We start from the raw sequence: 22,633 nt of genomic DNA, 5'->3' as shown, positions 1-22,633 counted from the left end.
TATCAGCTCACTCTGAGTGAGGGTAGTGACGCTTCGAGTACCACCATCCGAGTGGTATCCCCCCCTTGTGCCTCGCCTGATGAGATGCCCCCTCGACGCGCGGTGCCCCGGCCCCCACACTGGCGGGGCCCCGTAAGGCCAGCTCCCCCGGCCGAGAAGGACCCGAGCATGACCCAGATGGAACCTCCGCTGGGCTCGCTCCCGGTTCAGGACCACGACCACGACGTCCTGTTGATCGCCGGCAGCCGCCCAGAGGTCGCCCGCCTCGCTCCCGTGGCGACGGCGTTCAACGACGCCGACCGCATCCGCGCCCTCACCGTCGCCACCGGTGCCGATCCGATGGGCGTGCACGAGGCGTTCGAGGCCCTCGGTGTCCCGGCCGACGTCACGCTGCTGCTCCGCGAGCCGCCCGGCACCCACCCGGCGGCGATCGGCGCGATGCTCATGACGCGGATCGACGAGCTGCTCGTCGACCTCGACCCGTCCGCGGTGATGGTCTACGGCGGCGGGATGACGGCCGCGATGGCCGCGCAGGTGGCGTTCTGGCGCCAGATCCCGGTCGTGCACCTGCAGGCGGGGGTGGCCAGCGACGACCTGCTGTGCCCGTTCCCGCAGGAGGCCAACCGGCGCATCATCGGCCAGCTCGCCTCCCTGTTCCTCACCACCGGCGGCGCGGCGCTGGGCAGCCCGATCGGGCCCAACGCGATCCCCGTCGGCGACACGATGGCCGCCAACCCGCAGCCGGCCGACCTCCGCTTCGCCCGGCTGGTCCGCCGCGTCCGCGCGGGCGACTCCAAGCTCGTGCTCGTGGGCCTCGACCGCGCCGACTCCCTGGGTGTCCTCGCCGGCCTGCCCGACCTGCTGGAGCGCGAGTCCGACGTCGAGATCGTCGTCTACGGCGAGCTCGCGGCGCACGGCGCGGCCGCCCCGCTCGCGCAGCACGACCGCGCGTTCGTGGCCCGGACGCTCCCGCTCGCCGAGCTGGTGGGGCTCATCGCGGCGGCCACGGTGCTCGTCTCCGACGACCCCGAGCTCGTCACCGACGCCCCCGGCCTCGGCACGCCCGCGGTGCTGGTCGACGGGCCGCACATCGCGCAGCCGGGCGACTCCATCCGCAGCATCCTCAGCCCGCGGGTCATGACCACGGTGCGCCAGGTGCTGGCCGTCGCGCCCAAGGTCGTCGACGAGCCGTCCGACGGCAAGGAGGCGGTCCGCGTCGAGCAGGCGGTGGCGTGGATGTTCGGCCTCACCCCGTCGCCGGTGCTCGCCGAGCCGGTGCTGCCCGAGCAGTCCCCCGCGCCCGCGGCGGAGGCCACCCCGGCCGTCGCCGCGAGCGCCGACGACGACGCCGACGACACCGCCGACGAGCCGTCCACGACCGAGGCCTGAGCCCGTCGGTACGCTGCGCCCGTGCTGCTGTCCGACGGTGACCTGCTCAAGGAGCTCGACGGTGGGCGCCTGGTCCTGGACCCGTGGGACCGCGCGATGCTCCAGCCGTCGAGCATCGACGTCCGCCTGGACCGCTACTTCCGCGTGTTCCAGAACTCGCGCTACACCCACATCGACCCGGCGGAGCAGCAGGACGAGCTGACGTCCGCCGTCGAGCCCGACGGCGACGACCCGTTCGTGCTGCACCCGGGCGAGTTCGTCCTCGGGTCGACCTTCGAGTCCGTGACGCTGCCGGACGACCTGGCGGGGCGGCTCGAGGGGAAGTCGAGCCTCGGGCGCCTCGGCCTGCTCACCCACTCCACGGCGGGCTTCATCGACCCCGGCTTCTCGGGCCACATCACCCTCGAGCTGTCGAACGTCGCCAACCTGCCGATCACCCTGTGGCCGGGCATGAAGATCGGGCAGCTGTGCCTGTTCCGCCTGTCCAGCCCCGCGCAGCGCCCCTACGGCAGCGACGGCGTCGGCTCGCGCTACCAGGGGCAGCGCGGCCCGACCCCGTCGCGGGCCCACCAGAACTTCCACCGCATCGACACCCGGCGCTGACGCCGGGGCCCGGTCAGACGCGCGGGTCCCAGCGGAACCGCCGCTGCGCGATCACCGTGAACGCCGCCGTCCAGCCGACCAGGCTGACGATCCCCGGCAGCGCCGCCGGCAGCCCGAGCAGGCCGGGCGCCCAGGTGCCGCCGGTGAACGCGAGCTGCGTCAGCAGCCCGACCGGCGCGCCGGGCACCAGCACCAGCGCCTGCCACCACGAGCCGACCGGCAGGACCGGCACCACGAACGCCGCGGCGAACATCACGAAGAACAGCGGCAGCGTCGTGATCTGCGCCCGCTCCGGCGTGGGGGTGACGATCGTCGTGGCGAAGCCGGCCGTGACGCACACCGCGAGCCCCCCGGCCACGGCCAGCACCAGCGGCACGACATCGGCCGGGAACGGCGCGCCGAGCACGGTGTCGATGACGGCGTAGAGCACGAGGTGCACCACGGCGATCGCCACGGCGGGCCCGGTCGTCGCGACGAGCAGACCCGCGTCGGACAGGCTGCTGGTGCGCATCCGCTTCAGCACCCGCGTCCGCCGCCGGGCCACGACCGTCTGCGTGATCGTGACGTAGACGCCCATCGTGAACGTGACGACCAGCTGCAGCGCCACGATCGTCGCCCAGACCCCGGGGCCCGCCGCCACGCCCGCCTCGAAGGTGAACGCGAAGAACACGCCGAACGCGATCGGCAGGAACAGCGACGAGATGGCCGCCGTGCGGTTGCGCAGCAGCAGCCGCACCTCGGCGGCGCCCAGCGCGAGGACCCGCGACGCGGGGCCAGCGGTGGCGGTGGCGGTGGCGGTGGAGGTGGTCATGACTGCTCCGATCCGGTGCGGACGGCGTGGTAGATGTCGGCGAGCGAGGCGGGCGCGGCCCGCAGGTCGGGCAGCCGCACCCCTCGACCGGCCGCCCAGACCAGGAACGCGGTGAGGTCGCCCTGCAGGTCGTCGGTGCGCACCCGGACGCGGTCGCCGTCGCGCTCCACCTCCCCGCCGACGACCGGCAGCTCGCCCACCCCCGCCGGGAGCGTCGCCGAGAAGCCCGAGGGCTGCGCCGCGACGATCTCGGCGAGCGAGCCCGACACCGCGACCCGCCCCTCGTGCATGATCGCGACCCGGTCGGCGAGCGCCTCCGCCTCCTCCAGGTAGTGCGTCGTGAGCACGACGGTGCGCCCGGCCTCCTGCAGCTCCTGGATCGCGTCCCAGGTGCGGCGCCGCGACTCCGGGTCGAGCCCGGTCGTCGGCTCGTCGAGGACGACGAGCTCGGGCGAGCCCCACACCGCCATCGCGAGGTCGAGCCGCCGCTTCTCCCCGCCCGACAGCTTGTTCACCCCGACGTCGCGCCGGGCCGTCAGCTCGAAGCGCTCCAGCAGCCGCTCGGGCCGGTCCGGCCGCTCGACGAGCCGCTGCCACAGCCGCAGCGTCTCCAGCACCGTCAGCTCGTCGACGAACCCGCCCTCCTGCAGCTGGATCCCCATCCGCGGCTGCAGCGCGGCGCGGTCGACGGCCGGGTCGAGCCCGAGCACCGACACCGTCCCCCCGCTGCGCCGGCCGAACCCCTCCAGCACCTCCAGCGTGGTGGTCTTGCCCGCCCCGTTCGTGCCGAGCAGCGCGAAGACCTCGCCGCGCCGGACCTCGAGGTCGATGCCGCGCACCGCGTCGAAGTCGCCGTAGCTCACGCGCAGCCCGCGCACCGAGATCGCGGCGTCGAGGTTCGCCGGCCGCGGGACGGCGGCGGGTCCGGTGGTCGTCCGTGTCATGCCGCAAGGCTCCCGCCGGGGGCCGGTGACGCAGTAGTCGCGACGGTCACCGGCCGCCGTGACACCGCGCAGGAGCTGCGATGACAGCTGTCATCGACCGCCGCTGGGAGCGGCCCCGCTCGGCTACGGTGATCACGTGGACACCTCGCCGCCCGGGTTCGAGGAGCGCCGCGTGCGCACCGCGCGCCGCTTCGGGCGCATCGGCCTGGCGAGCACCCTGCTCTACCTGTTCCTCGTGCCCGTCCCGCTGTTCCTCGGCGCCGTGCGGCCCGACCTCGTGGTGGTCGTGGTGGTGCTCTACGTCGTCGGGTTCGGGCTGCACCTGTGGCGCATCCGGGAGCTCATGCGCTCGCTCGGCACGCCCGCCGCGCCCTGGTTCAGCGTCGCCGCGTCGGTCGTCGGGCTCGCCGTCACCGTCGTCGGGCTGGGCAGCGGGGCGCTGGGCTTCACGTGGTCCCTGCTCGGCGGCGTGCTGCTCGGCGACGTCGTGGGGGGCCGGCGGGCGCGGACCACCGCGATCTGGGTGGTGGCGGCGAGCGTGCTGACCGCCGTCCTCGGCTGGTGGGCGACCGGCCTGGTCCACCCGCCCGGCGCCGACTCGCAGTCGTTCCGCGCCTTCTCGGTCGGCCTCGCCGTCACCTACGTCGGCGCCATGTGGATCCTCGACGTCGAGCGGCTGTGGTGGCTCAAGGCCGTGATCGACATCGACGGGTCGCGCCGCACCGCCGCCGAGCTCGCGACGGCCCGCGAGCGGCTGCGCCTGGCCGACGACCTGCACGACATCCTCGGGCACGCGCTGGAGGTGGTCGCGTTCAAGAGCGAGCTCGCCGCACGGCTGCCCGACCACGAGCGGGCGCGCGCGGAGATGGTGGAGGTGCAGCGGGTGGCACGGGAGTCGCTGACGGAGGTGCGCTCGCTGGTCCGCGACACCCGCACGATCGACCTGGTCACCGAGCTCGCGGGCGCGCGGGCGGTGCTCGGGTCGTCGGGCATCACCCTCGTCGTGCACGGGGACCCGGCGGCCGTCGGCCCGACCGCTCGCACCGTGCTCGGCCGCGTGCTGCGCGAGGCGATGACCAACGTCCTGCGGCACGCCGAGCCCAGCCACTGCACCATCGAGATCGACGTCGACGGCGACGCCGCGCGGCTCGTCGTCGTCAACGACGGGGCGCTGCCCACCGACGACGCCGACCCGGGCACGGGGCTCGCCTCGCTCGGCCGCTACCTCGACGAGCACGCCGGACGCCTCGCCGCCGGCCCGGCGGGCGACGGCACGTTCCGGATCGACGCGTCCCTGCCCGCGGGTGCGCGGTGAGCGCGATCCGCGTGGTCCTCGCCGACGACGAGTCGCTCACGCGCGGTGCCGTCGGCGCGCTGCTGGGCCTGGAGCCCGACCTGGTGGTCGTGGGCGAGGCCGGCACCGGCGACGAGGCCGTCGCCGCGGTACGGGAGCACCGGCCCGACGTCGCCGTGCTGGACGTCGAGATGCCCGGGCGCGACGGCGCCGAGGTCGCGCAGTGGGTGGCCACCCACGAGCCCGGCACGCGCTGCATCATCCTCACCCGCCACGCCCGGCCCGGCGTGCTGCGCCGCGCGCTGGCCGCGGGCGCCGCCGGGTTCGTCACGAAGAGCGCGCCGGCCACGGTGCTCGCCGACGTCATCCGGCGCGTGCACCGCGGCGGCCGCTACGTCGACCCGGACCTGGCCATGACGGCGCTGATGACCGAGGACTGCCCGCTCACCGACCGGGAGCTCGACGTCCTGCGCCACGTCGACCCCTCGAGCACCGCCGCCGAGATCGCCGAGCGCGTGCACCTCTCGCCCGGCACCGTCCGCAACTACCTGTCCTCGGCGATGCACAAGCTCGGCGCGGGCAACCGCTCCGACGCCGTGGCCCGGGCGCGCGACCACGGCTGGCTCTGACGGTCGAGGGGGCCCGGCCAGTACTGTCGGCGAGCGATGGACGAGCCGCGCAGCACCCCCGGGGGCCCGCCGGTCCCGTGGACGCCCGCCCCGCCCCCGGCGCCGGTCGACCCGGCCCCGGCCGGTCCTCCGCCCGTCGGCCCCCCGCCCGCCGACCCGCCGCCCTCGCGCGCCCAGGTCGTCTGGAAGCGCCTGACCCGCACGCCCTACGGCACCGCGAGCCTCGGGGTCGGGGCCACCGCGCTGCTGCTGACGCCGTTCTCCGGGTGGTCGCCGTGGCCGTGGCTCGCGGGCGTCGCGGTGCTGGTGCTGCTGGCGCTGCTGCGCGTCGACCGGCTGCTCGGGCGGTGGGTGTGGCCGCTGGGCGGGCTCGTCGTCGTCGCGGGGCTGATGCTGTCGACGACGCCGTGGGCGTGGGCTCTGGCCGCGAGCATCGGCGTGCTCGTCGCCGGCCTGCTGCGGCTGCCGGCCTGGCGGCTCGCCGCCGTCGGCGGGGTGCTGTGCCTGCTCAGCGGTGCGGCGTACGCCTGGGTCAGCGCGCAGGAGGCGCAGGTGACGGCGCAGGAGCAGGCGCGCACGCAGGAGGAGAGCAAGGGGTTGCAGGGCGTCCCGGCGCCCACGCGGCTGCTGCCGACGCTGCTCAACCGCATCGCCTACGGCGACCGTCCCGAGGCGCCCGGGGCGGTGTGCGACAACCTGCTCGCCGCGCCCGCCCGCACGGCGTTCGTCGCGTCCGTGGGCGCGCCCGACTGCCTCACCGCGGTGCGGACCGTGACCGCGGAGATCGTCGACCGCAACGAGTACGCCGACGCGCAGGCCCCCACGATGGAGCGCGCCGACGGCCTCGTCGTCGACGCCTGCGCGCTGACCTGGGAGGACGCCGCCCCGGCCGGGCCGCAGCTCGGCGTCCTGACCGTGGGGCGGGAACCGACCGGCCAGAGCTACGTGGTCACCGCGTTCACCGCCTGCGCGTCCCCGTCCTGACCGACGACGGCGGGGGCCGGCCCGGGAGGTCCCGGGCCGGCCCCCGCCGGTCGGCCGTGCTCAGCTCTGCGCGTCGCCCGTGGCGGGCTCCTCCGCGGGCTCCTTCGCCGGCGCGGTGCCGTTCGACGTGGATCCGTTCGTCGAGGAGCCGTGGGCGGAGTGGCCGTTGGTGGCGCTGTCGCCGCGCTTGACCGCGGTGAGCAGCATCTGGGAGACGTCCTGGATCTGGACGTTCTCCCCGGCGCCCTCGCCCTGCTTCTGGGTGAGCCCGTCGGACAGCATCGTCTTGCAGAACGGGCAGCCCACGGCGATGGTGCCGCCGGCGGCGGCGCCGTCGGAACCCTTCACGCCGCTGGTCTGCTCGTTCGCGCCGGTGTCGTTGAGCGTCGTCTCCGAGGGAGCACCTGCTCCGAGGGTGGCCAGGGCCTCCTCGGTGCGGTTGACGTTGACCCGCTGCCCGATCCGCTCCTCCATCCACATCCGCGCACCGCCCGCGCCGCAGCACATCGAGCGGTCGGCGTGGCGCGGCATCTCGGTCAGCGTCGCGACGGCGCCGATGAGCTCGCGCGGCTCCTCGTAGACCTCGTTGTGCCGGCCCAGGTAGCACGGGTCGTGGTAGGTGACCGGCGCAGCCGTGTCGGCATCCGGTGCGGCGACCGGCACGAGCTTGCCCTCGCGGACGAGCTTGTTGAGCAGCTGGGTGTGGTGCACGACCTCGTAGTGACCGTCGAGCTGCGGGTACTCCCGACCCAGGGTGTTCAGGCAGTGCGGGCAGGTCGTGACGATCTTGCGGGTGCCGGCCTCGCGGCCCTCGAACACCGCGTTGAGGACCTCGACGTTCTGCTGGGCCAGCATCTGGAACAGGAACTCGTTGCCCGAGCGGCGCGCCGGGTCACCGGTGCAGGTCTCCTCCGGGCCCAGCACCACGTACTCGACCCCGGCCCGCTTGAGCAGCTCCGCGGTGGCCTGCACCGTCTTCTTCTGCCCGTCGTCGAACGCCCCCGCGCACCCGATCCAGAACAGGTACTCCACCTCGGGGGCCAGCTCGCCGTCGAAGACGTTGACCTCGAAGTCGAGCTTCTTGGTCCAGTCCAGGCGCTCGCGCTGGTTCTGCCCCCACGGGTTGCCCTTGTTCTCCAGGTTCTTGAACAGCACCCCGAGCTCGGAGGGGAACTCCGACTCGATCAGGACCTGGTTGCGGCGCATGTCGACGATGTGGTCGACGTGCTCGATGTCGACCGGGCACTGCTCCACGCACGCCCCGCAGGTGGTGCACGACCACAGCACGTCGGGGTCGATCACCCCGCCCTGCTCCGCGGTGCCGACCAGCGGACGCGCGGCCTGCTCCGGACCCGACCCGCGCACGCGCTCGTACCCGGACTCGGGGACCCCGTGGTAGCTGTCGTCGGAGAACCCCGCCTGGAAGTCGATGCCGCCTTCCTCGGGCATGTCCTTGCCGCCGATCATGTACGGCGCCTTGGCCAGCATGTGGTCGCGCAGGTCCATGATCACGAGCTTCGGGGACAGCGGCTTGCCGGTGTTCCACGCCGGGCACTGGGACTGGCAGCGACCGCACTCGGTGCAGGTCGCGAAGTCCAGCATGCCCTTCCACGTGAAGTCCTCGATCTTCCCGCGGCCGAACACGTCGTCCTCGCCCGGGTCCTCGAAGTCGATCTTCTTGCCGTTCGACTCCATCGCCGGCAGCGGGCCCAGGGCCTTGGGGAAGCGCTTGGCCGAGACGTTGATCGGCGCGGTGAAGATGTGCAGGTGCTTGCTGTAGGCGATGATCACCGTGAACACCAGCATCACGCCGATGTGCAGCAGCAGCCCCACGCTCTCCAGCACGTGCAGCGTCGGCTCGGACAACCCGGCGAACAGGTTGCCCACCCCGATCGACGCCCACGCCCCCGACTCGTAGGGCAGGTAGCCCAGCGCCGAGGCCGCACCGCGGAACAGGAACATCGTCCACAGCACGTTGAAGATCATGAACAGGATCAGCCACGCACCGTTGGTGTGCGAGCCGTAGAACCGCGACGCCCGCGCCTTGCGCTCGGGGGCGTTGCGCAGCCGGATCACCGAGAACACGCCCAGCGAGATCAGCGCCAGCACCGCGATCGTGTCCTGCAGGAACCCCAGCACCGGCCAGCGCCCGATGAACGGGATCGCGAACTCCGGGTCGAACAGCGCTCCGTAGGCCTCCAGGTACACCGAGGCCAGGATCACGAAGGCGTAGAAGGTGAACAGGTGCGCCAGACCGGGCACCGACCACTTCAACAGCTTGCGCTGGCCGAACACCTCGACGAACTGCGCCCGGATCCGCTGGTTCAACCCGTCGGTGCGGTCGTGGGCCGGTTGACCCGACGAGATCAGCTTGTAGATCCAGAACGCGCGGCGGCCGGAGACCGCCAACGCGATCACCGTCATCGCCAGGCCGATGATCAGTCTCACAACCACGGGTGTTCCTCCCAGGACTGGTCCGCGAGTGGTGGATCGCGGACCTCGCGCAGCAGACTAGCCCGCCGCCACCTGCTCCGACGGTGTCCGGACCGGCCTACAACCTACCCAGCGGTAACCGGACGCCGCGACCTCGGGAGGCCGCGCCGCGAGTGAGAAGGCTCGCACCGGATCGGAGGAGCGACCCGCACACGGAGCCGCACGGGGTACCGCCGAACGGCGGGCCGCGGGAGCGCACCCGGCCGCGTTCGGTGAGATCCGTGTGTGCCCGCGCGAACGGCGCGCGCCCGGACGGGCCGTAACCGGGCGCGCACTCTAGGCTTGCCCCTGCAGCTCGTGTTTCACTCGGAGCAGAGCTGTGCCGAACGGCACCGCCTGCCCGCACTCGGACGTGCACGCCCGTGGCCACGCGACCACGTGACGTCCACGATCGTCGGAGGAGTCACCGTGATGGACCCAGAACTGCTCGCCCTCGCGCAGGGTGGAGTGGGTACCGGGGGTCTGCAGACCTGGATCCAGGAGAACGTGGTTCCGCTCGTGCTCCTCGGGATCGCCGTGATCCTGCTGTGGATCGGAGGGCGCGGCGACAACGCCGGCGTCGCCCGCCGCAGCGTCGGACTCATCATCGGGCTGGTCGCGCTCGGGATCGCGGTGTCGGGCAACGGCCCGCAGATCGGCAGCTTCCTGGCCAGCCTCCTCACGGGGTGACGGGAGTGCTCGTCCGCACCGACGACGAGGTGTACCGGGTCGACTCCGTCTGGCTCGGGCCACCGCGCGCCACGTTCCCGTGGCGGGCCCGCTACGTCTCCTACGGCGTCGGCCTGCTCACGATGATCCTCGTGATGTTCGTCCAGCGTCGCCTGGGCATCGGGCTCGACTTCTTCTCCGTCGCCTGGGCGCTGGTCATCACCGTGCTGGTCACCCGCTTCCTGGGCCAGCGCATCGACTACGAGCGCCCGCTGGGCCAGGTCGTGTCGCTGTTCGGCCACGAGGTGCGGGGTCCACGGGCCAGCACCGCCGTGGCCGGCGGCGCCGTGCGCTCCGGGCACGTCCGCACCGGGCCGGCCGTCACGGCCCGGCCGCGTCGCAGGGGAGGTCGCCGGCGTGGCGCGGCGTGACGCGGCCCGCGCCTCCTCCGACGAGCCGCGCCGCCGTCGAAGACGCGCGCTCGCCGGGGAGTCCGGCCTGCCGAAGTACACCCCCGACATCGCGCTGCGCTCGATCGACGGCCACCTGACGCGCACCAGCACGCAGGTCATGGCCTGGTACCGGCTCGCCGCGCAGGCCTGGAGCTTCCGCTCCGACTCCCAGCGCGAGGTGCTGATCCGCCAGATCGCGGCGCAGCTCGGCGAGCTGCAGGGCCGCTGGCTGCACCTGCGCGTCACCACGCGCCCGTACCCGGTGCACATGTGGGCCGAGTCGTTCGACAACAACGCGCTCGGCCGCATGCCCGACGTCGCCGGCGCCCTCGGCTGGGACGGCTTCCTCGAGGGCGAGCAGCGCCACCTCATGGGCCTGTCGATGAGCGACAAGGAGGTCTTCCTCGGCGTCGAGGTCTCCGGTCGCGGGATGCTCGACCGCTGGGTCGACGCCGCCGCCCCCGTGCTGGAGCGCATCGCGCCCGCCGCGGTGCGCGCCGAGCTGGCCGCGCTCGACTCCGAGGTCGCCCACATCGACGAGCTGGTGGCGGGCAGCGGGCTCGACGCCATCCCGGCGCGGCCCGACGACGTCGCGTGGCTCATGCAGCGCTCCTGCGCGCTCGGGCTGCCCGCACCGCGCACGCTGTCGGTCGTCCCCGGCGGGGTGTCGCGCTGGGAGACCGAGGACCTCGCGGGCTTCACCGACGGCGTCGACATGCACCAGGAGCCCTACGCCCCCACCGTGAAGGTGGTCGGGCGCATCCGCTCGCAGACGGTGCAGCGCAACGTCGCCGTGCTGTCGGTCGGGCTGATGGAGGGCCTGCGCATCCCCGAGGTCGACGACCCGTGGATGCAGCACTCCGACCGCCTCCCGTTCCCGGTGGAGTGGTCGGCGCGGATCTACGTCCGGCGCCCGGAGGAGGTGGCGGGCGAGCTGCAGCGGCAGATGGGCAAGGTCCGCTCCCAGATCCGGCACTACACCCACGACCACGACCTCGACCCGCCGATGTCGCTCGCGCGCCAGGCCGACCGGGTCCTCGAGGTCGAGGACGAGCTGACGTCCGGGCTCACCCAGCTCAACACCCGCCTGTACGGCTGGTGGCGGGTCGCGGTGTCGGGCAAGGACGAGGCGGAGGCCGTCAGCCGCGCCCAGCAGGTGCTCGACGTCTACCGCCCCAAGGTGCAGATGGAGCACCCCGAGGCGCAGTACAAGTACGCGCGGGAGTTCATCCCGGGCGAGCCGCTGGCCTCCACCGCCTACCGCAGGCGCGGCTCGGTCACCTGGGCGGCCGCGGCCGTCCCGGCGGCCACGGCCAGCGTGGGCGACCGCCGCGGCATCATGATCGGCGAGACCTGCACCGCCACCCGCCGTCCCGTGGCGTGGGACCCGTGGCTCGCGCAGGAGGTGCGCCGCTCGTCCGGCCTGACCGCCGTCGTCGGCGGGCTGGGGTCGGGCAAGTCGTTCCTCACCGGCCTGATCGTCTACAAGACGCTGCGCTCCGGCGCGCGCTGGACGGTGCTCGACCCGTCGGGCCCGCTCGCCGAGCTGACCCGCCTGCCCGAGCTCGCGCCGTTCAGCCGGCACATCAACCTGCTGCGCGCCGACCCCGGCATCCTCAACCCCTACCGCGTCGTCGCCGAGCCGCGGCCCGACCACTTCGCCGACGAGGAGGACCCCGAGCGGGCGTGGCGCCGCGAGCGCAGCCTCGCCGCCGCCACGAGACGCCGGCTCGTCCTCGACGTGCTGACCGGACTGCTGCCCTACGACATCTCCCGGCTGCCGCACACCCGGATCGTGCTGCTGCGCGCCGTCCGCGAGGTGGGCGGGGCCAACGACCGCCACCCCGGGCTCGTCATCGACGCCCTGCGCCGCCACGCCCGCGACGGCGAGGAGCACGCCGGGGTCGTGGCCGACTTCCTCGAGGAGCGCCGCGAGCTCCCCCAGGCCGCGCTGCTGTTCCCCGACACCACCCGCGACGACCCGTGGCAGGACGAGCGCGACTACCGGCTCACCGTCCTGACGATGCAGGGCATGACGCTGCCGCGGCCGGGCAGCCCGCGCGAGGAGTGGACCGACGGCGAGTCGCTCGCCGTCGAGCTGCTCAACCTCGCGTCCTGGCTCACCCAGCGCACGATCTACGAGGCCGACCGCAACCTGCGCAAGGGCGTCGCGCTCGACGAGACGCACTTCCTCTCGCAGGTGCCCACCGGCAAGGTGCTCATCGACCGGCTCGCCCGCGACTCCCGCAAGTTCAACGTGCGCGCGCTGTTCGCCTCGCAGCTCGCGGGCGACCTGCTGCGGGTGTCGGGGTTCGCGTCGCTGGTCAACGCCGTGTTCGTCGGGCGCACCGACGACGGCGAGGCGCAGGACGAGGCCCTGCGCCTGCTCAAGGTGCCCACCGGCGTCGGCTACGAGCAGATGCTCGGCACGCTCTCGCCCCGCCCGCGCCACGACGACCGGCCCGACGACACGCCGCGCCAGTTCGTCTTCGCCGACGGCCACGGCGGCGTCGAGAAGATCCGGATCGACCTGGAGGCCCCGCACCTGGAGCACGTCCGGGCCGCGCTGGACACCAACCCCGACGCGAGCCGCGTCTCCGCCCGCGGGGTGCCCGTGGCGCAGGCGGCGGTCCGCGCGCCCGACGAGCCGCCGCCGGTCCTGTCCGGCGAGATCGTCGCCGAGGACCTGCCCCGCGGCGGCTACGACGAGCTCTCCGACGACGACGTCCTCGACGAGGGCTTCGCCGACGACCTCGACGACGCCGACCGCGTCCGGCCCACCGGGGGGGTCGTGCGGTGACCGGTGCACCGGCGGGGCTCCTGCCGGTGGGGCTGGTGATCGTCGCCGCCCTGCTGGCCGCGGCCCATCGACGGCGCAGGGCGACCCGCGGGGAGCGCCCGCGCTCGCGGCGCGCGGCCCTGCTCGTCGTCACCGCGCTGGTCGGCGGCTCGGTGCTGATCGGGTCCCCCGCGATGGCGCAGCCACTCGACTGCAAGGAGTCGCCGGAGCCCGACCGGCCCGGCACCGGGCTGGTGGGGTCCCTCGACCCGCCGGTCTACGGCGTCGGCGAGCCGGGCAGCGTCTACGACGAGGTCGGCTACGCCGGGCTGATCTGGCACAACTACGACCTGGGCTGCGCCGGCGCCGCCGTGTTCAACCCGGCCAGCACCACCGACACGTGGATGGGCAACCAGGCGTTCAACGTCGCCAAGTTCACCGTCGGCGGCGTCAACTGGTCGCACTACCTCATCGCCGACGGCGGCGAGCTGCTCTCCCCGCTCGACGACCTCATCACCGCCGGCACCACCGCGATGTACGACGCGGTGTTCAGCACGTTCATCGGCCCCGTCCTCGCCGTGCTCGCGGTGGTCCTGCTGCTGCTGGCGCTGCGCGGCGACCTCGCGCAGCAGGCCCGGCGGGGGGCGTTCGCGGTGGTGGCGCTCGTCGTCGGCTCCGCGGCGTACCTGACGCCCGTCGACTGGGCCAAGGCCGCCGACGGCCTGCTGCTCGACGGCGTCACGTCGATGCAGGAGGGCTTCCTCGACCAGGTCGGGCTGGGCAACCGCGACACCCTGCCGACGGTGCTCGTCGACAACGTGATCTACCAGAACTGGCTGCGCGGCGAGTTCGGCTCGCCCGACGTCCCGCAGGCCCAGGAGCTGGGGCGCGACCTGCTGCGCGCGCAGACCTTCACCAAGGCCGAGATCGCCGAGGGGCGCGACACCCTCGAGCTCGCCGAGCAGAAGAAGAACGACTTCGCCGCGATCGGCGAGCGGATGGGCGACCGCTACCCCTACTTCACCGGCGAGGCGGGCAGCCGCACCGGCGCCGGGATCCTCGCGGTCGTGCAGGCGCTGTGCATCGCGCTGTTCCAGCTGCTGTCCAAGGTGCTGGTGCTGGTCGCGATGCTGGTGCTGCGGCTCATGGTGATGACGGCCCCCGCCATCGCCGTCGTCGCCGTGCTCAAGCCCGAGATCCTGCCCGCGCTGCTGCGCGTCGGCGGGGCGGCGATCGTCAACACGCTCGTCGTCGGTGCCCTTGCCGGCCTGCACGCGCTGCTGGTCGTGTCCCTGTTCCGCCCGGACTCGGGCATCGACCTGTGGCTCGCGCTGCTCGTCACCGGCGTCGTCACGGTGGTGCTGTGGGCCGTGGCGCGGCCGTTCCGCCGGCTGGTGTCGATGGTGTCGCTCACCCGCGAGCAGTTCGGCGGGATCGTGCCCGGCGCGGGCTCCGGCCCGATGTCGCGGGTGTGGCAGCGGGTGCGCGGCGGCCCCGAGGACGACCGGCAGTCGCGCTGGTGGGACGAGCGCCGCGGCGCCGCGGCCGGCGCGTCCTACCCCGGCGGCCCCCGCCCCGAGGCCGACGCGCCGATGCGGGTGCGGGCCACCGCGGAGCGCGTCACCCGGCCCCGGACCGAGATCGAGATCCCGTCCACGCCCACGCTGGTGCCCGGGGCACGGCGTCCCGCGCTGCCCGGGGGCGGCGGCGGCGTCGGCGGCGCGGGGGCGGTCCCGCGCTGGTCCGAGCCCGGCGAGGTCGACGACCGCACGATCTACCGGCGTCCCGACTCCACCCCGCGGCGCCCGGGCGCCGCCCGCCCGGTGCAGGCCGAGATCGTCGACGGCGTCCCCGTCTACCGCATCTACCGCCCGCCGGCGCGCGGGTTCTCCGGCCCCGTCTACGACCGCACGGGCGGTGGCCGTGCCGATTAGGTCCCCGCGCGGCCGCGCTGCGGCCTACCGGGCGATCTGGCAGTGGCCGCTGCGCTCCCCCGCCCGGCTCGCTTTGTCCGCGGCGGTGCTGCTCGCGGTGGTGCTCGCCGTCAGCACGGTGCTGGGGCGGGTGGCGCCCGAGCCCGCCCCGACCGCCGCGCCGTCGACGACGTCGGGCACGCGCGCCCCGCAGACCACGGGACAGGCGAGCGCCCCGCGCACCCCGACCCCGACCGCACTGCCCCCGGTGCCCGACCTGACGCCCAGCCCGCTGCCGGTGTCGAGCGCCCCGGCGGCCGCCCTGGACGTGGCCGCGCAGTGGGCCGCCGCCTGGGTCCGCCCGCCCGACGGCACCCCGCCCGCGCAGTGGCTGGAGGGGCTGCGGCCGCTCACGACCGACGAGTACCTGGGCGTGCTCGCCACCGTCGACCCGTCGGCGGTGCCGGCCACCCGCGTCACCGGGGCGCCGTCGGCGCAGCGGGTCGCCGCCGGGTCGGTCGACGTCGCCGTGCAGACCGACGCGCTCACGCTGCTGGTCCTCGTCGTGCTCACCGAGGACGGCGTCTGGCGCGTCGCCGACTACGACCGGGCGGCCTGACGTGCGTCTGCTCCGCCCGGTGCGCCTGCTCGTGCCCGCCGTGGCGGTGCTCGCCGCGCTGGGCCTGGTGCTCGTCGTCAGCCTGATCGCGTTCACCGTCAACGGCGGGGGCGGGCAGTCCGGGGCGTCCTCGCTCGCCTGCGACGCCGGGCTGCGCGGCGGGGTCGCGCCGGTGTCGGGCCGGGCCGGCGCGACCGCCGACACGCTGTCGGAGGAGCAGCGGGCCAACGCGGCCACGATCATCGGCGTCGCGCGGGAGATGGGGGCGCCGCCGCGCGCCTGGCTGGTGGCGCTGGCGACGGCGATGCAGGAGTCGACGCTGCGCAACATCGACTACGGCGACCGGGACTCCCTCGGGCTGTTCCAGCAGCGCCCGTCGCAGGGCTGGGGGAGCCCGGCCCAGGTCACCGACCCCGTCTACAGCACGACGATCTTCATCGAGCGGCTGCTGGAGGTGCCGGGCTGGGACGCCATGCCCGTCACCGTGGCCGCGCAGACCGTGCAGCGCTCGGCCTTCCCCAACGCCTACGCCAAGTGGGAGGGGCTGGCCGCCGAGCTCGTGGAGGGCCTGGCCGACGTCGCCGACCCCGCGGGCTGCGGACGGACCGCGGTGCTCGCCGAGGGGGCGGCGGGCACGGCGATCGCGTTCGCGCTGGCCGAGGTCGGCAAGCCCTACCTGTGGGGCGGCACCGGGCCCGACCGCTACGACTGCTCGGGGCTGATGCTGCGCGCGTTCCAGGCGGCGGGGATCAACCTGCCGCGGGTGTCGCGCCAGCAGTTCTACGCGGGCGGACACGTCCCGATCGACCAGGCCCAGCCCGGCGACCTGCTGTTCTACGCCACCGACCCGTCCGACCCGCGCACGATCCACCACGTGGCGCTCTACATGGGCGACGGGCAGATGGTTGAGGCGCCCTACACCGGGGAGTTCGTCCGGGTGCGTCCGGTGCCCTACGAGTTCCGCGAGCTCGTCGCCGTCGTCACACGCCCGGGAACCACCCCGAACCGGGCCTGAACCCTCTGGGACAGTGGAGGGGCACGTCGCACGCAGCCAGGAGAAGCGATGCCCACCGATCCCCCCGCCCCGGCCTCCACGACGCCGGTGGCGGACTACCTCGACCGCCCCGCCCGCGGAGCGACCGAGGACCACATCGTCGTGCCGCGGTCGCTCGCGCAGTCGATGCCGCTGCGCTGGCAGCAGGTGTTCGTCGGCCTGCTGGCCGACCTGCACGACGCCTACGGCGACCTCCCCTGGCCCGACTACCAGGTCGTCCCCAGCCGCTGGGAGCTGCTCACCGACCTCGACGAGGAGCAGCTCGCCGCGGTCGGCTACGTCGCCGACCTCGGCCCCGACGGCGAGCTCGAGTACCGCGACGCCCGCGACGAGCCCGTCGCCGACCCGGCGTCGCACCGCGTGCTGGCCCCCGTCGACGACCCGCTGCCCCGGGTGTCGGGCGGCCGCGTCCCGCCCCGTCCCGCCGAGCCCCTCTAGCGGCCGGGGAACAACTCCCCGACTCCGTCCGTTGGGACGACTGAGCAAGTTGAGCGCGGGCCACTCAACCCCGAGTGGACAGCCCGTGGCAGACTTGAGTCGAACCAACGCAAGCACCACATCACGGAGGCAACCACCATGGCTCGTGCGGTCGGGATCGACCTCGGGACCACCAACTCCGTCGTCGCCGTCCTGGAAGGCGGCGAGCCGACGGTCATCGCCAACTCGGAGGGTGCGCGCACCACCCCCTCCGTGGTGGCCTTCGCCCGCAACGGCGAGGTGCTCGTCGGGCAGTCGGCGAAGAACCAGGCCGTGACGAACGTCGACCGGACGATCCGGTCGGTCAAGCGCCACATCGGCACGGGCTGGGCCACCGACGACATCGACGGCAAGAAGTACTCCGCCCAGGAGATCAGCGCGCGCGTGCTGCAGAAGCTCAAGCGCGACGCCGAGTCCTACCTGGGTGAGGAGATCACCGACGCGGTGATCACCGTCCCCGCCTACTTCGAGGACGCCCAGCGCCAGGCCACCAAGGAGGCCGGCCAGATCGCGGGCCTCAACGTGCTGCGCATCGTCAACGAGCCCACCGCGGCCGCGCTCGCGTACGGCCTCGACAAGGGCGGCACCGACCAGACCATCCTCGTGTTCGACCTCGGTGGTGGCACGTTCGACGTGTCGCTGCTGGAGATCGGCGAGGGCGTGGTCGAGGTCAAGGCCACCAACGGCGACAACCACCTCGGTGGCGACGACTGGGACGAGCGCGTCATCAGCTGGCTCGTCGACAAGTTCAAGAACAGCCAGGGCATCGACCTGACCAAGGACAAGATGGCGATGCAGCGGCTCCGCGAGGCCGCGGAGAAGGCCAAGATCGAGCTGTCGAGCCAGAACACGGCCACGATCAACCTGCCCTACATCACGGTCGACGCGGACAAGAACCCGCTGTTCCTCGACGAGACGCTGTCGCGCTCGGAGTTCGAGCGGATCACCTCCGACCTGCTCGACCGCACGCGCAACCCCTTCAACCAGGTCGTGAAGGACGCCGGCATCTCGGTCGGCCAGATCGACCACGTGGTGCTCGTCGGCGGCTCCACCCGCATGCCGGCCGTCACCACCCTGGTGAAGGAGCTCACCGGCGGCAAGGAGCCCAACAAGGGCGTCAACCCGGACGAGGTCGTCGCCGTCGGCGCCGCCCTGCAGGCCGGCGTGCTGCGCGGCGAGGTCAAGGACGTCCTGCTGCTCGACGTCACCCCGCTGTCCCTGGGCATCGAGACCAAGGGCGGCGTGATGACCAAGCTCATCGAGCGCAACACCACGATCCCGACCAAGCGGTCGGAGATCTTCACGACGGCCGACGACAACCAGCCGTCCGTGCAGATCCAGGTGTTCCAGGGCGAGCGCGAGATCGCGGCCTACAACAAGAAGCTCGGCATGTTCGAGCTGACCGGGCTGCCGCCCGCGCCCCGCGGCGTGCCGCAGATCGAGGTGTCCTTCGACATCGACGCCAACGGCATCGTCAAGGTCTCGGCCAAGGACCAGGGCACCGGCAAGAGCCAGGACATGACGATCACCGGTGGGTCCGCCCTGGGCAAGGACGAGATCGACCGCATGATGCGCGAGGCCGAGCAGCACGCCGACGAGGACCGCAAGCGCCGCGAGGAGGCCGAGGTCCGCAACCAGGCGGAGTCGCTGGTCTACCAGACGGAGAAGTTCCTCAAGGAGAACGACGAGAAGCTGCCCGCCGACGTCAAGGACGGCGTGCAGGCCGCGATCACCGAGACGCAGGAGGCCCTCAAGGGCACCGACGTCGACGCGATCAAGGCCTCCTCGGAGAAGCTCGCCACGGAGTCGCAGAAGCTGGGCGCCGCGCTGTACGGCCAGCAGGACGCCGCGGCCGGTGACGCCCCCGGTGCCGACGGAGCCCAGGCGCAGGCCGACGCGGACGACGACGTCGTGGACGCCGAGATCGTCGACGAGGAGAAGAGCGAGAAGTGACCGACCACGACCGCAACTCCGAGCAGGAGCAGGAGCGGGTCGTGGTCCGGGACCGGCGCCGGATCGACCCGGAGACCGGTGAGGTGCGCACCCCGGGCGAGGACGACTCGCCCGGGGGTGCTGCCCCCGTGGAGGAGCCCGTGGAGGAGGAGGACGTCACCGTGACCGACACCGGCCTCGACCCCCGGGTCGAGGAGCTCGCCGCCGAGGTGGCCGAGCGCACCGCCGACCTGCAGCGGATCAGCGCGGAGTACGCCAACTACCGGCGCCGCGTCGACCGCGACCGCGAGTCCGTGCTGGTGGGGGCCCGGGTGCAGTTCGTGTCCGAGCTCCTCACCGTTCTCGACGACATCGACCGCGCCGCCTCCCACGGCGACCTCACCGGCCCGTTCAAGTCGGTGGCCGACAAGGTCGTCTCGGTGGCGCAGAAGCAGGGGCTGGAGCCGTTCGGGTCCGACGGGGAGCTGTTCGACCCGTCGGTGCACGAGGCCGTGCAGCACGAGAGCGGCGACGTCACCGGGCCGACGGTCACGGTGGTGTCGTCGGTGCTGCGCCGCGGCTACCGCATCGCCGACCGCGTCCTGCGGCCGGCGATGGTCACCGTCGTCGACCAGGCCCCGGACCCGGCGGCGCCCGCCCAGGACCCGGAGCCCGAGCCGGCCGGGAGCACCGGCACCGAGAGCACCGAGCAGTAGACGAGAGGAGGCGGGATGACTCAGCGCGACTGGATCGAGAAGGACTTCTACCGTGAGCTGGGCGTCTCGTCCGACGCCCCCGCCGAGGACATCAAGAAGGCGTACCGCAAGCTCGCCCGCGAGCTGCACCCGGACGCCAACCCCGGCGACCCGAAGGCCGAGGCCCGCTTCAAGTCGGTGTCCGAGGCCTACGGAGTGCTCTCGGACGACAAGAAGCGCAAGGAGTACGACGAGACGCGCGCGCTGTTCGCCGGCGGGGGCATCCCCGGCGGCTTCGGCGGCGGGGGCTTCCCCGGTGGTGGCGCCCAGGGCTTCGACCTGAACGACATCTTCGCCCAGCAGGGCGCGGGCGGGGCGGGCGGTCTCGGCGACATCTTCGGCGGCCTGTTCGGCCAGCAGGCCGGGCGGGGCGGCGGGGCCTCCTCCGGGGCCCGCCGCGGCGCCGACGTCGAGACCGAGCTCCGGATCGACTTCGTGCAGGCCGTCCGCGGCGCCGACGTGCCGATCCGGCTCTCCTCGCCGGGCCGCTGCGACCGCTGCGGCGGCACGGGCGCGAAGCCGGGCAGCACGCCCCGCCGGTGCCCGACCTGCGACGGCGTCGGCCTGGTCAGCCGCAGCCAGGGCGCGTTCGCGTTCAGCGAGCCCTGCCGCGACTGCCGCGGCACCGGCCGGCTGATCGACGACCCGTGCCCCGAGTGCGGCGGCGACGGTGTCAGCACCCGCACCCGGTCGATCACGGTCCGCGTCCCCGCGGGCGTGGCCGACGGCAACAAGGTGCGGCTCAAGGGCCAGGGCGAGCCCGGCCGGGGCGGCGCCCCGGCGGGCGACCTCTACGTCACGGTGCACGTCACGCCGCACCGGCTGTTCGGGCGCTCCGCCCGGAACGCCGACGACCTGACGCTCACCGTGCCCGTCACCTACCCCGAGCTGGTGCTGGGCAGCACGCTGACGGTGCCGACGCTGGAGTCGACGGTGTCCCTGCGGATCCCGCCGGGCACGGCGTCGGGGCGCACGTTCCGCGTCAAGGGGCGCGGGGTGGAGCGCAAGACCTCGAAGGGCGACCTGCTGGTCACCGTCGAGGTGGCGGTGCCCGGCTCGCTCGACGACCGGGCCACCGAGGCCCTGCAGGCCTACGCCGAGGCCACGAAGGACTTCGACCCCCGCATCGACCTGCTGCGGGGCGCGCGATGAACCTGCCGCCCGGCACGTCCCCCGACCAGCCGGTCTTCGTGATCTCGGTGGCCGCGGAGCTGGCCGGACTGCACGCCCAGACCCTGCGCAGCTACGACCGGCTGGGGCTCGTGAGCCCCGGCCGGTCGGCCGGCGGCGGGCGGCGCTACTCCGCGCGCGACATCGCGCTGCTGCGCGAGGTGCAGCGGCTCTCCCAGGAGGAGGGCGTCAACCTCGCAGGGATCAAGCGCATCATCGAGCTGGAGCAGCTCGTCGACGAGCTGCGCACCCGGCTCGACGAGCAGGCGCGGGAGCTGCTGGCCGCGCGCGCGGCCGTGGAGCAGACCGCGGCGAGCGTGCACGCCTCCTACCGGCGCGACCTCGTGCCCGTGGAGCGCAACCAGGCGCTCGTCGTGTGGCGGCCGAAGCCCCGGAAGTAGTACCGCGCCCGGTCCGGCGGCTCAGTCCATGGTGAACGGGTCGTAGCGGATGCGGTCGAGCGGCGTGCCCGCCACCAGCATCCGCGAGACCGTGGCCCGGATCATCGCCGGCGAGCCGCAGACCAGCACGTCGTGGTCGGCCCAGGCGCCGTAGCGCGTGACGACGTCGGCCAGCGTGCCGCGCTCGGCGCCCGTCTCGTCCTCGTCGGACTCCACGACGGGGATCACGTCGAGCCAGTTGTTGGAGTACGACAGCTTGCGCAGCGCGGCGAAGTCGTAGAGGTCCTCCCACGAGCGACCGCCGACGAACACCTGCGTGCGCGGCCGCTTCGGCTGCGCCGCCAGCTCCTCCAGCAGCGCCTTGAGCGGGGCCATCCCGGTGCCGCCCGCGATCATCAGCAGGTCGCGGTCGGACTCCTTGTCGATGCTCATGCGCCCCATCGGGGGGCCGATGCGCCAGGTGTCGCCGACCCGGGAGTGCGCGACGATCGCGCGGCTGACCCACCCGCTGTTGACGGCGCGGACGTGGAACTCCAGCGTGCCGTCGGGGCGCGGGGCGTTGGCCGGGGAGAGGTACCGCCACAGCCGGGGGCGCTGCGGGGTCTCGACCGAGAGGTACTGGCCGGCCCGGTACGGGATCGGCTCGCTGGCCTGCACCGTGATGACGGCGAGGTCCCAGCCCTTGCGCTCGTGCGACACGACCCGGCCCAGCCAGGACGCCGGGCCGCGCTCGGCCTGCGCGGCGGTGCGCATCGCGTTCGCGACGACGCCGTACGCGTCGGTCCAGGCCTTCTCGACCGGCGGGGTCCAGGCGTCGCCCGCGAACTCGCCGATGGCCGACAGCAGCGCGCCGCCGACGGCGTCGTAGTGCTGGGTGAGGACGCCGAACTTGCGGTGGTCGCGGCCCAGCTGCTCCAGGAACGGCACGAGGTCGTCGGGCTGGTCGACCATCTGCACGACGTGGACCAGCGCGCGCAGCAGGCGGCTGCGCTGGACCTCCATGTTGACCGGGAACAGGTCGCGCGTCTCGGGGGCGCGGCTGAACAGCGTGGCGTAGAAGTGCCGGCCCACGTTCTCGGCCTGCGGCTCGACCAGTGCCCAGCTCGAACGGATGACCTCGACCATCCCGGACGCCTCGCTGCGGGACTCACCGACCGAGGGCAGATCGGCGGTGAGCAACTGTTCAGCGGTCATCAGGAGCCGGCTCTCTCTACTCGCGGGTCCTGCGTCGGGGAGCGGTGACGCGGGGTGCTAACGAGGCAGCCTAAAGCACGGACAGGGGGGTG

At 73.7% G+C, this 22,633-nt stretch carries 20 protein-coding genes; 16 read left to right on the top strand and 4 right to left on the bottom strand.

The features are described 5' to 3' along the window. The first annotated feature begins 168 nt into the window (after positions 1-168). Complete coding sequence (locus HOP40_RS09135; protein ID WP_172156648.1) at positions 169-1,389, top strand: UDP-N-acetylglucosamine 2-epimerase; 1,221 nt, start codon at positions 169-171, stop codon at positions 1,387-1,389. A 21-nt stretch (positions 1,390-1,410) separates the two neighbouring features. Continuing rightward, complete coding sequence (dcd, locus tag HOP40_RS09130) at positions 1,411-1,992, top strand: dCTP deaminase (RefSeq protein ID WP_172156646.1); 582 nt, start codon at positions 1,411-1,413, stop codon at positions 1,990-1,992. A gap of 13 nt (positions 1,993-2,005) precedes the next feature. On the opposite strand, the gene HOP40_RS09125 is transcribed toward dcd, so the two are convergent. Together HOP40_RS09125 and HOP40_RS09120 are read right to left on the bottom strand one after the other, a co-directional pair. Then, on the bottom strand, positions 2,006-2,803 hold the full coding sequence (locus HOP40_RS09125) for an ABC transporter permease (protein WP_172156644.1): 798 nt from the start codon (positions 2,801-2,803) through the stop codon (positions 2,006-2,008). After that, positions 2,800-3,747, bottom strand: coding sequence for an ABC transporter ATP-binding protein (locus HOP40_RS09120; protein ID WP_172156642.1), 948 nt, complete (start codon positions 3,745-3,747; stop codon positions 2,800-2,802). The genes HOP40_RS09125 and HOP40_RS09120 overlap by 4 nt, the downstream gene beginning before the upstream one ends. Before the next feature lie 136 nt (positions 3,748-3,883). Here HOP40_RS09120 and HOP40_RS09115 point away from each other — a divergent pair, with 136 nt between their 5' ends. From HOP40_RS09115 to HOP40_RS09105, 3 genes are read left to right on the top strand one after another with little or no spacing between them, the layout of a single operon-like run. After that, positions 3,884-5,062, top strand: coding sequence for a sensor histidine kinase (locus HOP40_RS09115; RefSeq protein WP_172156640.1), 1,179 nt, complete (start codon positions 3,884-3,886; stop codon positions 5,060-5,062). Then, positions 5,059-5,670: a response regulator transcription factor gene (locus tag HOP40_RS09110; protein WP_172156638.1), complete on the top strand. Its 612-nt coding sequence runs from the start codon at positions 5,059-5,061 to the stop codon at positions 5,668-5,670. The genes HOP40_RS09115 and HOP40_RS09110 overlap by 4 nt, the downstream gene beginning before the upstream one ends. A 36-nt stretch (positions 5,671-5,706) precedes the next feature. Then, on the top strand, positions 5,707-6,654 hold the full coding sequence (locus HOP40_RS09105) for a hypothetical protein (protein WP_172153782.1): 948 nt from the start codon (positions 5,707-5,709) through the stop codon (positions 6,652-6,654). Between the two features lie 60 nt (positions 6,655-6,714). Here HOP40_RS09105 and HOP40_RS09100 read toward each other — a convergent pair whose 3' ends face one another. Next, entirely contained in the window at positions 6,715-9,108 is a 2,394-nt protein-coding gene (locus HOP40_RS09100; RefSeq protein WP_172156636.1) for a (Fe-S)-binding protein, read from the bottom strand. Positions 9,109-9,558: 450 nt separating this feature from the next. Between HOP40_RS09100 and HOP40_RS09095 the strand changes: the two genes are divergently transcribed. From HOP40_RS09095 to HOP40_RS09045, 11 genes are all read left to right on the top strand, one after another. Continuing rightward, positions 9,559-9,816: a hypothetical protein gene (locus HOP40_RS09095; RefSeq protein ID WP_172156634.1), complete on the top strand. Its 258-nt coding sequence runs from the start codon at positions 9,559-9,561 to the stop codon at positions 9,814-9,816. Then, on the top strand, positions 9,813-10,226 hold the full coding sequence (locus tag HOP40_RS09090; protein ID WP_172156632.1) for a hypothetical protein: 414 nt from the start codon (positions 9,813-9,815) through the stop codon (positions 10,224-10,226). The genes HOP40_RS09095 and HOP40_RS09090 overlap by 4 nt, the downstream gene beginning before the upstream one ends. Next, positions 10,213-13,047, top strand: a complete 2,835-nt coding sequence (locus HOP40_RS09085) for an ATP-binding protein (protein ID WP_172156630.1) — start codon at positions 10,213-10,215, stop codon at positions 13,045-13,047. The genes HOP40_RS09090 and HOP40_RS09085 overlap by 14 nt, the downstream gene beginning before the upstream one ends. Beyond that, the gene (locus HOP40_RS09080) at positions 13,044-14,960 is read left to right on the top strand and encodes a hypothetical protein (protein WP_172156628.1); all 1,917 of its coding nucleotides are present in this window, start codon (positions 13,044-13,046) and stop codon (positions 14,958-14,960) included. Before HOP40_RS09085 ends, HOP40_RS09080 begins: the two co-directional genes overlap by 4 nt. Next, complete coding sequence (locus tag HOP40_RS09075) at positions 14,950-15,558, top strand: hypothetical protein (protein WP_172156626.1); 609 nt, start codon at positions 14,950-14,952, stop codon at positions 15,556-15,558. The genes HOP40_RS09080 and HOP40_RS09075 overlap by 11 nt, the downstream gene beginning before the upstream one ends. Before the next feature lies 1 nt (position 15,559). Further along, a complete protein-coding gene (locus tag HOP40_RS09070; protein WP_240157594.1) occupies positions 15,560-16,573 on the top strand; it encodes a C40 family peptidase in 1,014 nt (337 codons plus the stop codon). Between the two features lie 48 nt (positions 16,574-16,621). Next, positions 16,622-17,050 carry a hypothetical protein gene (locus HOP40_RS09065; RefSeq protein ID WP_172156624.1) on the top strand — a complete coding sequence of 143 codons (429 nt, stop codon included), beginning with the start codon at positions 16,622-16,624 and terminating at the stop codon, positions 17,048-17,050. A gap of 138 nt (positions 17,051-17,188) precedes the next feature. After that, positions 17,189-19,042: a molecular chaperone DnaK gene (gene dnaK / locus HOP40_RS09060; protein ID WP_172156622.1), complete on the top strand. Its 1,854-nt coding sequence runs from the start codon at positions 17,189-17,191 to the stop codon at positions 19,040-19,042. Further along, complete coding sequence (gene grpE / locus HOP40_RS09055; RefSeq protein WP_172156620.1) at positions 19,039-19,737, top strand: nucleotide exchange factor GrpE; 699 nt, start codon at positions 19,039-19,041, stop codon at positions 19,735-19,737. Before dnaK ends, grpE begins: the two co-directional genes overlap by 4 nt. 15 nt (positions 19,738-19,752) lie before the next feature. Beyond that, a complete protein-coding gene (dnaJ, locus tag HOP40_RS09050) occupies positions 19,753-20,928 on the top strand; it encodes a molecular chaperone DnaJ (protein ID WP_172156618.1) in 1,176 nt (391 codons plus the stop codon). Beyond that, on the top strand, positions 20,925-21,347 hold the full coding sequence (locus tag HOP40_RS09045) for a heat shock protein transcriptional repressor HspR (RefSeq protein WP_172156616.1): 423 nt from the start codon (positions 20,925-20,927) through the stop codon (positions 21,345-21,347). The genes dnaJ and HOP40_RS09045 overlap by 4 nt, the downstream gene beginning before the upstream one ends. 21 nt (positions 21,348-21,368) lie before the next feature. On the opposite strand, the gene HOP40_RS09040 is transcribed toward HOP40_RS09045, so the two are convergent. Further along, the gene (locus tag HOP40_RS09040; RefSeq protein ID WP_420821795.1) at positions 21,369-22,541 is read right to left on the bottom strand and encodes a globin domain-containing protein; all 1,173 of its coding nucleotides are present in this window, start codon (positions 22,539-22,541) and stop codon (positions 21,369-21,371) included. Between the last annotated feature and the right edge of the window lie 92 nt (positions 22,542-22,633).

It is taken from the genome of Pseudonocardia broussonetiae, assembly GCF_013155125.1.
GTDB lineage: Bacteria > Actinomycetota > Actinomycetes > Mycobacteriales > Pseudonocardiaceae > Pseudonocardia > Pseudonocardia broussonetiae.
This window is presented reverse-complemented; position numbering and strand designations above follow the sequence as displayed.